Genomic DNA, 13,569 nt, shown 5'->3' on the forward strand with positions numbered 1-13,569 from the left:
ATCCCGTTTCGGTCGCCTTCACAAGGCTGTTGGCATTGTGAACAGACAACACAATGCTAATGTAAGATTTAATCTTTTAAATGTGCCCTCAAAAACTGCCCTGTATAAGAATCTTTACAATGGATAAGATCTTCCGGAAGGCCCGCGAACACGAGCTGCCCACCCTTATTGCCTCCTTCGGGACCGATATCGATGACCCAGTCCGCCGATTTGATCATATCCATATTATGTTCGATGACCAAAATGCTATTGCCCTGATCGATCAATGCATCAAAGGACTTCAGCAACTTCTGGATATCCTGAAAGTGCAGCCCTGTAGTCGGTTCATCGAAGATAAAGAGTGTCTTTTTGCTGTTGTTGCCTTTGATCAGGAAGGAAGCCAGCTTGATCCGCTGGGCCTCACCGCCTGACAGTGTGCTGGAGGACTGTCCGAGTTTGACGTAGCCCAGACCGACATCCTGCAGGGGCTGCAGCTTGGCCAGTATCTTGGGCTGGTCGCCGAAAAATTCGATGGCCTCATCTACACTCAGTTCGAGCACATCCGCCACAGACTTATTTTTGTAATGCACATCCAGCACAAACTGTTTGAAGCGTTTGCCGCCACAGGCTTCACAAGGCAGCACAATATCTGCCATAAACTGCATTTCGATCTTGACTTCGCCCTCTCCCTGGCAGACATCGCAGCGCCCGCCTTCCACGTTGAACGAAAATGCTGCCGGCTTGAGTCCTGCTGCTTTTGCCGCTGCCTGACTGGCGTATAAGGCCCGGATTTCGTCCCAGGCTTTGACATAGGTGACCGGATTGGAGCGGGACGAGCGCCCGATGGGATTCTGGTCGACCATCTCGATCTGTTCTACCTTGGCAATATCACCTTCGATCGCATCGTAAACACCGGTCTGTTCGCCCGAATAATTGCCAATGGCTTTCTGCAATGCGGGGTAAAGGATCCGCTTGACCAGGGAAGTCTTGCCTGAGCCGGATACGCCCGATACCACTGTAAAAGTATTTAGGGGAAACTGCACATCGATCCCCTTGAGGTTGTTTTCATGCGCTCCCCTGACGGTAATGCTATCCGACCATGGGCGGCGTTTTTTCGGTATTTCGATGCGGCTTTTTCCACTGAGGTATCGCCCCGTCAGGCTTTTGCTATCGTTCAGGATTTCGGCGTAGGTACCCGCAAACACCATCTCCCCGCCGTGGATGCCAGCCTCGGGACCAATATCGATCAGGTAATCGGCAGCCTCCATCATCTCCTGCTCATGCTCGACCACGACGACGGTATTGCCGACATCACGCAGGGATTTGAGCACCGAAATGAGCCGCTGTGTATCCCGCGGGTGCAGTCCGATGCTGGGCTCATCGAGCACATAGATCGATCCGACAAGTGAACTTCCCAGGGAAGTGGCCAGGTTGATCCGCTGCGATTCGCCGCCCGAAAGGGTATTGGACAGCCGGTTGAGCGTGAGGTAGCTGAGCCCCACATCACAGAGAAACTGCAGCCGGTTGATGATTTCGGCCAGCAGGCGCTTGGCAATGACCTGCTCATTTCCTTCCAGCGGCAGGTGCCTGAAAAACGCCAAAGCTTCCTCGAGGGGCATGAGTACGATATCCGTGATGGACCTGCCCCCCACTTTGACATAGGTGGCATCTTTGCGCAGCCTCGTCCCACGGCAGTCGGGACAGTCCGTCTTGCCGCGGTAGCGCGAAAGCATCACGCGGTACTGAATTTTGTAGGTCTGCTGTTCCAGATCTTCGAAAAATGCGTTGAGACCAGCGAAATAGCTATTTCCGGTCCAGAGCAATTCTTTTTGTTCGGCCGTCAGATCGGAGTAGGCCCGATGGATCGGAAAATCAAACTTCAGCGAATTCTTGATCAGAACCTGCAGCCACTCGCCCATTTTCTCACCCCGCCATGGTGCGATGGCACCATCGTACACCGAACGGCTCTTGTCGGGGATGACAAGGTCGGGATCTATACCGATGATCTTGCCATAGCCTTCACAGCGGCGGCAGGCCCCGTAGGGATTGTTAAAACTAAAAAAATTGGGGGAAGGCTCCTCGAAAGTCATCCCGTCGAGCTCAAACTTGTGCGAGAAATGCTGTCTGTTGCCATGGACTTCGAGATACAGCTCGCCCTTACCTTCAAAAAATCCAGTCTGAACGGAGTCCGATAAGCGGTTGATCGTATCGTCATCCTGCTCGATGCGTACACGGTCCACGACGATCAGCACCTCACCGTTCCGGATATCCTGATTGGCAATGGTCTTATCGTCGATCACACTTTCAATCTTTTGCATCTTGTCCTGATACACGACACGCACAAAACCTTTCTGCAGCAAAAGGGACAGTTCCTCTTTGAGTTTGCGGCCATGCGTGGGCACTAGTGGCGCAAGGATCGTGACGGATTCTCCGGGGCCAAGCTGCAGCGCATGATCGACGACGGAGCTCACGCTGTCTTTGGTCACTTCCCGTCCGGATATGGGGGATATGGTCTTGCCGATACGTGCATAGAGCAGCTTGAGGTAGTCATATATTTCGGTGGATGTACCGACGGTAGAACGTGGATTGCTGGTGATCACCCGCTGCTCGATGGCAATGGCCGGCGCAATGCCTTTGATATAATCCACCTCCGGCTTATTCATGCGTCCCATAAACTGCCGGGCATAGGAAGACAGGCTCTCCACATAACGCCGCTGTCCCTCTGCATAGAGCGTATCGAAAGCCAGCGATGATTTCCCTGAACCCGACATTCCGGTAATGACGACCAATTTGTTTTTGGGGATATCAACATCGATATTTTTTAAATTATTGACCCGCGCCCCTTTAATCTGAATATATTCTTTTGGAGTATGCTCCACCTGTTTACTCATAATAATCCTTATCTCACACAAAGTTACGCAATCTGTCTGACTATAAGTTGCCCTTTTTCATCTCGCTGACCGCGTAATCCACTGCCCGCGCCGTGAGCGCCATATAGGTCAGCGAGGGATTTTGTGTCCCTGTGGAAGTCATGCAGGCGCCGTCGGTAACAAATACGTTGCTGACCAGATGCATCTGGTTCCATCTGTTGAGCAGGGAGGTTCGGGGATCGTGTCCCATGCGTACTCCGCCCATCTCATGGATATCCAGTCCGGGATTTTGTCCGCTGTCGCTGGTCATGAGATTGCGAACTCCGGCCGCCTCCAGCATCTCCTGCCCCTGCACAAAAAAGTCGTCCCTGGATTTATAGTCATTCGGGTCATAGCCGACGGCTGTGATCAGCTGGGGCATGCCATAAGGATCTTTCTGATCTGGGCTCAGCCGTACATGATTGCTTTCCTTAGGGATGGTCTCGCCCTGCATCATCATGGATACAGTCCAGCCGCCGGGCTCACAGAGGCCATCCTTGTAGGCCTCTCCCACGCTGTCGCCCTGATAGGCTGTCCCGCGTGGGCGGCCGGCACTGAAAAACGAAGCATAGCCCCGCAGAAAATCTGTTTCCTGCCGCTGGACATTTCTAAAATTGGGTATGATCGGCTGTGTAGGCCGCCGTCCGTAGTAATAGCTGTCCGCATAGCCTTCGACCGTACCAGAAATCGCGCCCAGGTAATTGTGGAAAGCAACATATTTTCCCAACAGGCCGCTATCGTTGCCCAGGCCGTTGGGAAAACGGGCGGATGTGGAATTGAGCAGGATCAGGTTGGTGGCCAGCGCGGAGGCATTGACGAAAATGATTCGCGCAAAGTACGCTTTAGTCTCCTTGGTTTCTGTATCGATGATGCGCACACCCACGGCTTTTTGCCGTTTGTCGTCGTAAATGATGGACTCGACCAGTGACTGGGGCCGCAGGGTCAGCCTGCCGGTCTTTGCTGCCCATGGGAGCGTCGAAGCATTGGAGCTAAAATAGCCACCGAAGGGACAGCCGCGCTGGCAAAGGCTACGTGCCTGACACTGGCTGCGTCCCTGGTCGACATGAATCTGCCGCGGCGCCGTCAAATGGGCACATCGGCCCTGGATCACAGAACGGTCTTTGTAACGCGCCATGATGCGCTGCTGTATGACTTTCTCCACCACATTCATTTCCCAGGCTGGCAGAAAATCGCCGTCGGGCATAGCGTCTATGCCGTCTTTATTGCCGGATATGCCTGCGAAGTGCTCCACATAGCTGTACCACGGTGCAATATCCTCATAGCGGATCGGCCAGTCCACGGCAAATCCGTCCCGGGCGGGCCCTTCAAAATCATACTTCGACCAGCGCTGGGTCTGCCGGGCCCAGAGCAGCGACTTGCCGCCCACCTGATTGGCACGGATCCAGTCAAAAGGTTTTTCCTGAATATAAGGCTGCTCAGCGTCCGGCAGAAAGAAATGCCGGGCATCCTCGCGGAAGGCATAGCAGCGGGAAGCTACGGGATTCTGCTCCCGGATCTCACGGCTCAACTGTCCACCATGCTGAAATTCCCAGGGATCGTAATAAGCGGTCGGATAATCCTGAATATGCCGGACATCCCGACCCCGGTCCAATACCAGTGTCTTCAGACCTTTCTCACAGCATTCTTTGGCAGCCCAACCGCCGGATATACCGGAGCCGATCACGATGGCATCAAAATGATTTTCTGTTTTTATCATACTATTTAGGTTCCGTTTGGACATGTAATATACTGCTAATTATACGATTGCGAAAAGCAGGGGTTCTAATTTTTATGATTTTGTTACAAACCATCGCAGGCCGCTGCCTTGCCGGGTCGCGTGCGTTAGCCAAATCTAAGACCAATCCATTTTAATTGCACAAGCAATTATTTTAAAATTTAATAGATTTTCGATTAATCCTTTTGCCTTTAGCCAAGTCTTAAAAATATAATTTCACGGAGTGTGTAGCAGCATAAACAAATCGTGCGTTTATATAAATAAAAATTGGTTATGAGAAAACATGTATTCAAAATGATGTTCATGATGTTAATCGCATTGATTGCATCGACAACGGTAAGCAAGGCACAAATGGTAATCGACAAAATAGATCTGAGCATTTTCCCAGCTCCCGAAAAGGGCTATAAGAAAATGGTGATCGAGGTCCCCTATTCCGAAAACGACAAAAACAAAAAAATTGAATTCGCTGTCGGCAAATGGATGGAAGTCGATGGTTGCAACGCCTTTCATCTGTCTGGATCGCTCGAAAAGAAAGATCTGCAGGGATGGGGCTACGACTACTACGTTTTTAAGACAGATGGTCAAGTCGCCGGCACCATGATGGCCTGCCCTGACAAGGCAAAGCGTAACCTCTTTGTCAGTGCACAGCCCGAAACCGTGCGTTACAATGGCCGCATGCCGATCGTGATTTACGTACCGGAGGGTTACGAAGCACAGTTTAAGATCTACAGCACCGACGGAGACACTTATCGTGCTGCCGAAGTACGTTCAAAGAAATAAAGGACAGATATCTGAAGCCCGACGTTCCCTGCGATCGAATTACGACAGAAATACGAAACAGCAAACGATCGTCATGGCATCAGGGCCCACAAGGGTCAGGCTGTCCCCCGGAAGGGCAAATAAAAAAGCCATCGAACGCAAGTCCGATGGCTTTTTTATGATCGTATAAGCTATCTTACTGGAATTTTTTAGCGTTTTGTTTACGCTCGTTTTCTGTCAGATAGATTTTGCGCAGACGGATAGATTGTGGTGTTACCTCAATGTATTCATCCGCCTGGATATATTCCATACATTCTTCCAAAGAGAATTTAATTGCCGGTGCAATACGTACGTTGTCATCCGAACCGGAAGCACGCATGTTGGTCAGCTGTTTACCTTTGGTCACATTGATTGTCAAATCGTTGTCACGGATATGCTCGCCCAGGATCTGTCCTTCGTATACTTCCACGCCCGGATCAACGAAGAAACGGCCACGATCCTGCAATTTATCGATCGAATATGCTGTGGTCGAACCTGTGTCCAGGGAGATGAGTACACCTGCCAGACGGCCGGGAATCGTTCCTTTCCAAGGCTCATAGCCTTTTAGACGGTGTGCCATCACGGCTTCACCGGCAGTCGCTGTCAATACGTTGTTACGCAATCCGATGATACCGCGTGAAGGAATGGAGAATTCCAGATGCTGCATATCACCTCTTGCTTCCATGATCAATAATTCCCCTTTACGTTGAGTAACCAGCTCAATTACTTTACCGGATACGTCTGAAGGAACGTCAACGACCAGTTCTTCGATTGGCTCACATTTCTGACCATCGATCTCTTTGATGATCACCTGTGGCTGGCCGACCTGCAACTCATACCCTTCACGGCGCATGGTCTCGATCAACACGGACAAATGGAGGATACCACGGCCATAGACCAACCAAGCATCCGGAGATTCTGTTGGGACCACACGTAGCGCCAAGTTTTTCTCCAATTCCTTTTGCAAACGGTCGTAAATATTACGTGAAGTCACCAATTTACCTTCCTTACCAAAGAATGGCGAGTTGTTGATGGTAAATAGCATGTTCATCGTAGGCTCATCGATAGCGATAACCTCCAGCTGCTCTGGATTTTCAAAATCTGCAATCGTATCACCGATATCAAAACCTTCGATACCCACGACGGCGCAGATATCGCCGGCATGTACTTCCGGTACTTTGATGCGGCCCAGGCCTTCGAATACCTGAAGTTCTTTGACACGGGATTTTACAACTTTTCCGTCCCGTTTTACCAGGGATACGGGCTGGTTTTCTTTGATGGTACCCCGGGCAACACGGCCGATCGCGATACGGCCCACGAAAGTTGAATAATCCAGCGAGGTGACCTGCATCTGCAATGTACCTTCTGATACCTTAGGCGCAGGGATGTATTTGATGATCGCTTCCAATAGGTCTGTAAAGTCCTCGGTGCGGTTTTTCCAGTCTGTGGACATCCAGCCCTGTTTTGACGATCCGTATAACACGGGAAAGTCCAGCTGCTCTTCGGTCGCGCCCAGGTTGAAGAAGAGGTCAAATACGTTTTCGTAAACCTCATCCGGACGACAGTTTTCCTTATCGACTTTATTGACAACAACGATAGGCTTGATACCCAGTCCCAGTGCTTTACCGGTAACGAAACGTGTCTGCGGCATAGGGCCTTCAAATGCATCCACCAATAGGACAACCCCATCGGCCATCTTCAATACCCGCTCTACCTCACCACCGAAATCGGCGTGACCAGGGGTATCAATGATATTGATTTTAACACCTTTATATGTTACTGATACGTTCTTAGATACAATAGTGATCCCGCGCTCACGCTCTAAATCATTATTGTCTAGGATTAATTCACCAGCATTTTCATTTTCTCTGAATTGATTGGTAAAGTATAAAATTTTGTCTACAAGCGTAGTTTTACCGTGGTCGACGTGAGCGATGATCGCAATGTTTCTAATGTTTTGCATTGAGCAAGAATATTTTTATAAAATTTTAGGGTGCAAAGATAAACATTTTGCACCATAAAATTTATAACTATGTGTATTTTATTTGATTACACCCAATTCTTTACCGACTTTGGTAAAGGCAGCAATGGCCTTATCCAGGTGCTCCAGCTCATGTCCAGCTGAGATCTGCACACGGATGCGGGCTTTGCCCTGAGGGACAACAGGATAGTAGAAACCAATGACATAGATGCCTTCGTCGAGCATTTTAGCGGCAAATTCCTGCGCCAGCTTGGCATCGTAAAGCATAACGGGTACGATCGGATGGAAGCCGGGCTTGATGTCAAATCCTGCAGCAGTCATTTTCTCCCGGAAGTACTTGGTATTGGATTCCAGCTTATCGCGCAAGGCAGTGGTTTCGCTCAGCATATCCAGGACGGCCACAGAAGCGCCCGCAATCGCCGGAGCCAGGGTGTTGGAAAACAGATAAGGGCGTGAGCGCTGACGCAAAAGGTCAATAATTTCTTTTTTGCCGGAAGTAAAACCGCCCGAAGCACCGCCCAAAGCTTTGCCCAGGGTACCCGTGATGATATCTACGCGGTCCATGACCCCGAAGAGTTCGTGCGTCCCACAGCCTGTCGGCCCGATGAAACCTGTACAGTGTGATTCGTCGATCATGACCAGGGCCTGATATTTATCGGCCAGGTCACAGATCTGATCCAGCGGTGCCACCGATCCGTCCATGGAGAAAGCGCCGTCGGTGACGATAATCTTGTGCCGTGCGCCAGAAGCGGCCTGCAGCTGTGCTTCGAGATCCGCCATATCCGCATTTTTGTACCGGAAACGCTGTGCTTTACAAAGACGTACCCCGTCAATAATCGAGGCGTGGTTCAGTTCGTCCGAAATAATGGCATCTTCTGCACCAAACAGGGGCTCGAACACACCACCATTGGCATCAAATGCCGCTGCGTACAAAATCGTATCTTCTGTTCCTAAAAACTGCGAAATTTTTGATTCCAATTCCTTATGTACATCCTGCGTACCACAGATAAAGCGTACCGAAGACATGCCGTAACCATGGGTATCGATCGCCTTTTTGGCGGCCTCAATCACTTTGGGATGTGAGGACAATCCCAGATAATTGTTTGCACAAAAATTGACGACCTCCTGGCCTGTGCTCACTTTGATATCGGCCCCCTGCGGAGTGACAATGATCCGCTCCTGTTTATACAATCCCGCTTCTTTGATTGCTTCCAATTCTTTCTGTAAAACTGGTTGTAATGTAGTGTACATAATTTGAATTTATTTTTTATACAATATTACAGTTTTTCATCGGAATAAATTCCTACGGTCCTCCGCCGGAGCAGACTATTTACCGAGATTTCATCAGAAATCAACGTTTGGGTAACATGAAAACGTTTGCACAAGTTTTGCTTTGGTGGCCACATGCAGTGCCTGCGGTGCGCTTATGCCGCCTCTGGCCGGGTCTGCCGGGATGCTGCCGGCGCGCTATTCGTAGCGAAGAGCATCCACGGGATCCAATTTGGATGCTTTGGAGGCAGGGTAGTAGCCGGACAGCATGCCCACAAGTCCACAGACGGCGAAGCCCAGGATAATCGCAGTCCAGGGAATGATAAAGGATGTGCCCAGCTGCAGAGCCAGGATGTTGCCGATCAAGATACCGATGAAGATACCCGCAAATCCGCCGATCATGCAGATGACGATGGCTTCCATCAGGAATTGCTTGCGTATGACGCTGGGGGTGGCCCCGATAGCTTTACGGATACCGATCTCCCGGGTACGCTCGGTGACGGATACGAGCATGATGTTCATCAGTCCAATGGATGCGCCGACCAGCGTGATGAAGGCAATCACGACGGCGCCCAGCGTCACCATGGCCATGTTCTGCATCAGCATCTGTGCCACGGCATCTGATTTGGTGATCTCAAAATCGTTGGTCTGCCGCGAAGAGAGCCCACGGATATTGCGGAATACAATCGTCGCCTCGCCTATGGCGGCTTCCAGCCGCATCGGGTCATTGGATGACACGGTAATCACGTAAGAGGGTTCTGCCCCCTGCATCACGGCCCGAGCCTTGACCAAGGGTATAAAACAGGCTCTATCGCCACCCATACCGGCAGAGGAGCCCTTGCTTTTGAGTACACCGATGACCTGGTAACGGATGTTGTTGACGGTGATAAACTGGCCTTCAGGATTGATGATCTCGCCGAAAAGCATTTTGCTGACTTCGCTGCCGATGATGATTACGGAACTACCGGTCTCGACCTCGCGGGCCGAAAAATTGCGGCCTTGACTGATGAGGTAGCCAGACGTCTGAAGATAATTATCATCAGTGCCGATCAACCCGATATTGGGATTGGTCTTCTGGGACTGAAATTTTGCAGTGGAGTTCCAGCTGACATTGGCGCTGATGGAGGTCGTCGCGTTGAAGTGAAAGTTCTGTTTGAACCGGGCGGCCTGCGCATAGGTGATATTGGCAAACACCTTTGAACGGGTACCGCCTGTGCCGATCTGCACGTTGAGTCCCCGGTTGCGGATATTGAAGGAGTTGGAACCCATCGACGAAAAGGAGTCGGTCAGGGAGTTTTTCATGGCGTCAATGGATGTCAGTACGCCGATCAGGGCCATCATGCCTATGGCAATAATCAATGCTGTCAGGAATGTCCGCAACTTGTTGCCCACAATAGACTGCAGCGCAAGCTTGACGTTTTCGACATAAGACATTTTTACGGCCATAAGGAGATTGTTATAATTTGCAGATGAAAATACTGTTATTCCGGCACAAAAACAAAAGGCAATTCATTTCGATGAAACAAATTGCCTTTTTGGACTTTTCGGGCGGACCGCTACTGTTCCAGCACGCCAACCTCAGGCCGTCCCGAGTGGCGCCTGCTGCGGCTGGGATCAGGACAGACCGGTCCTGTCTCTTCTCGCCCCCAGATTTCTGTCCTTTCCTTGTGGTCAGCTGTCCGAATAGGCAGACCGGCTGCCGGTATGAATTACATGCTCTCCTGCTTGCCGGCAGTCCGCTAATGAATACGTTTCCAGGTTTCGGTACGGCCCAGCAGACTGACACCAACGTAGCCCCGGATATCGAGCTTGTCTCCTTTTAAGGTCATCTTACAGCTATAGGTCTTGCCGGTCTTGGGATCATAGATCTTGCCGTCCACATAGCTGTTGCCTTCTTTTTTAAAGCCGGTCAGTATCTCCAGCCCCTGAATATGGCGGTCCTGAAGGGCTTTGTCGGGATTTTTGATATCTTTTTTGGGCTGGCCGGATTCGTTATTGGGAAACTTGAGCCAGTAAAGTTTTCCAAAGAACTTATCTCCTTTTTTATAAATCTCCACACGACCCTCTCCGCTGGGGTTTTCCCATTTGCCGACCACCGGATCGGTCTGGGCGAATAAGGCTACTGCCGTCAGTAGCATGATCAACGATGCGATAATTTTCTTCATTGGACTATATTGTTAAGTTTATATTCTAAATTAAATATACGAAATATTTACTATGCTTGCATACTTTTAGTTCTGTTGTGCATTTTTTCCTCCCCGAACCGGCGATGTTGATGGGCGGGTGGGGGCAGCTAAGTTTGGCATCGCGTTTGTATGGCATTTATCATATTACTTACTTTATTCACTGTTTATTAATTAGCGCATATTATGAAATTTATTATTAGTCTTTTACTCACAGGAGTGGTTGTGGCGGTCGCCTGCTGGATCATTCCGGGAGCCCATGTCGCGGGCTTTGGCTGGGCCATTGTAACCGGACTGGTCATCGGATTTGTCAATGCCACTGTAGGCTCTATTCTGCGGCTGTTTACCTTCCCCTTAAACTGGCTGACGCTGGGTCTGGTATCTTTTATTATCACGGTTCTGATGGTTCTGCTCTCGGACTCGCTGCTGGGAAATAAGTTTGACGTCAGCGGCTTCTGGACCGCAGCCTTATTTGCAATTGTGGTGGCAATACTGGAAATGATCGTAGGGAGCGTCACACGAGACAAAGACTAACGATATCTTACTGCACAAGAATAAAAAGCTGTATTCCTGACCGGAAAACAGCTTTTTTTTTGCCGCGGCACCGTGCCTGCTCTACCACCGCCGTAACCCGCAACTATGCCGGCAAGCCGAATAACTTGCATTCGCCGGTCTGTTGCGCCGGACAATCCTCTGCTCATGTATCGCCAGCCGCAGGCAACATTTAATCGTCCCGTCGCTCGCTATTCTGGCTAAAAATGGCTAAATTTAAATTATTTTACCAGACTCCCTTACAGATATGTGTGAACACCAACACGAACATGGCCATACCGAAAAAGAGATCCCCTGGTGGATCGCCCAGCGTAACCTGCTGACTGCCCTCTTGATCCTGCTTATCCTGCTGCTGCTTAAATATGCGTTTAAACTAACGCTTCCGCTGGGTGCCAGCTTGCTGCTGAACGGTGCAGCTTACCTGCTTGCAGGTTTTCCGGTTCTCCGGATGGCTTACCGCAAAGCCCGGCGCGGTGATTTCTTCAACGAATTCTTCCTGATGAGCACGGCCACCTTAGGGGCCTTCGCCATCCGCGAATTTGAGGAGGGCGTGGCGGTGATGGTGTTCTATCAGATCGGTGAATGGTTTCAGGATACAGCTGTGGACAACGCAAAGAAATCCATTAAGTCCCTGCTCGACATCCGCCCCGACCGGGTAACGGTACTGCGCGAGGGACAGCAGCAGGAAGTGGATCCAAGGACAGTTGCTATCGGGGAGACCATCCTGGTCAAGGCCGGTGAAAAGGTGGCGCTGGATGGGCACCTGCTCAATGAACGGGCGGCATTTAACACGGCCGCACTGACCGGTGAAAGCAAGCCCGACACCAAATATATGGATGAAGCGGTACTGGCAGGCATGATAAACCTCGAGACCGTGGCTGAAATAAAGGTCAGTAGCTCATTTCAGGACAGCAAACTGAGTAAAATACTGGAAATGGTGCAGGACGCCACAGCGCGTAAATCCAGGACACAATTGTTTATTTCCCGATTTGCCAAAGTGTATGTACCGGTGATTTTTGCGCTGGCTCTGCTGGTGCTCATCATTCCCTTTTTTGTCGTCAGCGACTACAGCTTCCGGGACTGGTTTTACCGCAGCTTGGTCTTTCTGGTGATCAGCTGCCCCTGTGCGCTGGTGGTTTCCATTCCCCTGGGCTATTTTGGAGGCATCGGCCTGGCCTCAAGAAACGGTATCTTGTTTAAAGGCGGCAACTTCCTCGATGCGATCACCGCTGTCGACACGGTGGTGATGGACAAGACAGGAACGCTGACGGAGGGAGTATTTGAGGTACGTGAGGTCCATGCCGCCGACGGACAGCAGCAGCGGCTATTGGATTATGCCAAAGCCATCGAAGCCAATTCCACCCACCCCATCGCGAAGGCCATCGTACGCTATTCCGACGACAGCAGCGATCTGATTGCTTCGGAAGTGGAGGAGATTGCGGGCCATGGCCTTAAAGCAAAGATAAACGGCCAGACAGTGCTTGCCGGCAACAGTAAGCTACTGGACAGATATCAGATCGCGTACCCGCAGGAGATCAGCCGGATGGTATACTCCATCGTGCTGGTCGCCATAGATCAGCAATATGCAGGGTATATCACGGTGGCGGACCGGAACAAACCGGAGGCGAAGGAGGTCATCAGCGCCATGCGTGCCCAGGGACTATATACTGTGATGCTTTCCGGTGACAAGGCAGCGGTGGTAGCAGAAACAGCAGGCGAACTGGGCGTCGATAAAGCCTATGGTGATCTGCTGCCCGAGGATAAGGTGTGGCATGTACAACAGCTGATCGACCAAGGAAAAAATGTAGCATTTGCCGGCGACGGTGTCAATGACGCCCCGGTAGTCGCCCTGGCCCAGGTGGGTATCGCCATGGGCGGACTTGGTGCCGATGCTACCATAGAAACGGCAGATGTGGTCATCCAGAATGATGAACCGCACAAGATTCTGGCGGCAATCAAAATTGGTAAAATAACCCGCAGCATCGTCTGGCAAAACGTCATCTTGGCCATGGGCGTCAAGATCATTGTCCTGCTGTTGGGCGCAGGTGGGGTCGCTACCCTTTGGGAAGCTGTCATCGCGGACGTTGGGGTCGCCCTACTGGCCATTTTGAATGCAATCCGCATCCAGCATAAGCATGTCTAAAAGAAGCTGCTGCCACACAG

The 13,569-nt window shown here is 50.8% G+C and carries 9 protein-coding genes; 3 read left to right on the forward strand and 6 right to left on the reverse strand.

All coding sequences use genetic code 11. The annotated features are described in order from the left end of the window. Positions 1-68: 68 nt before the first annotated feature. Together uvrA and FGL37_RS06985 are read right to left on the reverse strand one after the other, a co-directional pair. On the reverse strand, positions 69-2,870 hold the full coding sequence (gene uvrA, locus FGL37_RS06980) for an excinuclease ABC subunit UvrA (RefSeq protein ID WP_028069373.1): 2,802 nt from the start codon (positions 2,868-2,870) through the stop codon (positions 69-71). Positions 2,871-2,910: 40 nt separating this feature from the next. After that, complete coding sequence (locus FGL37_RS06985) at positions 2,911-4,629, reverse strand: GMC oxidoreductase (protein WP_051606700.1); 1,719 nt, start codon at positions 4,627-4,629, stop codon at positions 2,911-2,913. Positions 4,630-4,896: 267 nt separating this feature from the next. On the opposite strand from FGL37_RS06985, the gene FGL37_RS06990 reads away from it, so the two are divergent. Beyond that, positions 4,897-5,403: an ecotin gene (locus tag FGL37_RS06990; protein WP_081817832.1), complete on the forward strand. Its 507-nt coding sequence runs from the start codon at positions 4,897-4,899 to the stop codon at positions 5,401-5,403. Between the two features lie 175 nt (positions 5,404-5,578). Here the strand turns inward: FGL37_RS06990 and typA are convergent, their stop codons facing one another. The 4 genes from typA to FGL37_RS07010 all read right to left on the reverse strand — a co-directional run bounded on the left by typA (position 5,579) and on the right by FGL37_RS07010 (position 10,836). Beyond that, positions 5,579-7,384 (reverse strand): translational GTPase TypA, encoded by a 1,806-nt coding sequence (typA, locus tag FGL37_RS06995; protein WP_028069376.1) that lies wholly within the window; start codon positions 7,382-7,384, stop codon positions 5,579-5,581. 78 nt (positions 7,385-7,462) lie between these two features. Then, positions 7,463-8,653 carry a glycine C-acetyltransferase gene (gene kbl, locus FGL37_RS07000; protein ID WP_028069377.1) on the reverse strand — a complete coding sequence of 397 codons (1,191 nt, stop codon included), beginning with the start codon at positions 8,651-8,653 and terminating at the stop codon, positions 7,463-7,465. A gap of 216 nt (positions 8,654-8,869) precedes the next feature. Continuing rightward, on the reverse strand, positions 8,870-10,117 hold the full coding sequence (locus tag FGL37_RS07005) for an ABC transporter permease (protein WP_037532746.1): 1,248 nt from the start codon (positions 10,115-10,117) through the stop codon (positions 8,870-8,872). 293 nt (positions 10,118-10,410) lie between these two features. Continuing rightward, complete coding sequence (locus FGL37_RS07010) at positions 10,411-10,836, reverse strand: DUF2147 domain-containing protein (RefSeq protein ID WP_028069379.1); 426 nt, start codon at positions 10,834-10,836, stop codon at positions 10,411-10,413. 204 nt (positions 10,837-11,040) lie between these two features. Here FGL37_RS07010 and FGL37_RS07015 point away from each other — a divergent pair, with 204 nt between their 5' ends. Both FGL37_RS07015 and FGL37_RS07020 read left to right on the forward strand, forming a co-directional pair. Then, on the forward strand, positions 11,041-11,388 hold the full coding sequence (locus tag FGL37_RS07015; protein ID WP_028069380.1) for a phage holin family protein: 348 nt from the start codon (positions 11,041-11,043) through the stop codon (positions 11,386-11,388). Positions 11,389-11,653: 265 nt separating this feature from the next. Beyond that, positions 11,654-13,549, forward strand: coding sequence for a heavy metal translocating P-type ATPase (locus FGL37_RS07020; RefSeq protein WP_028069381.1), 1,896 nt, complete (start codon positions 11,654-11,656; stop codon positions 13,547-13,549). Positions 13,550-13,569: the final 20 nt, after the last annotated feature.

It is taken from the genome of Sphingobacterium thalpophilum (assembly GCF_901482695.1).
In the GTDB taxonomy this organism is placed as follows: Bacteria; Bacteroidota; Bacteroidia; order Sphingobacteriales; family Sphingobacteriaceae; genus Sphingobacterium; species Sphingobacterium thalpophilum.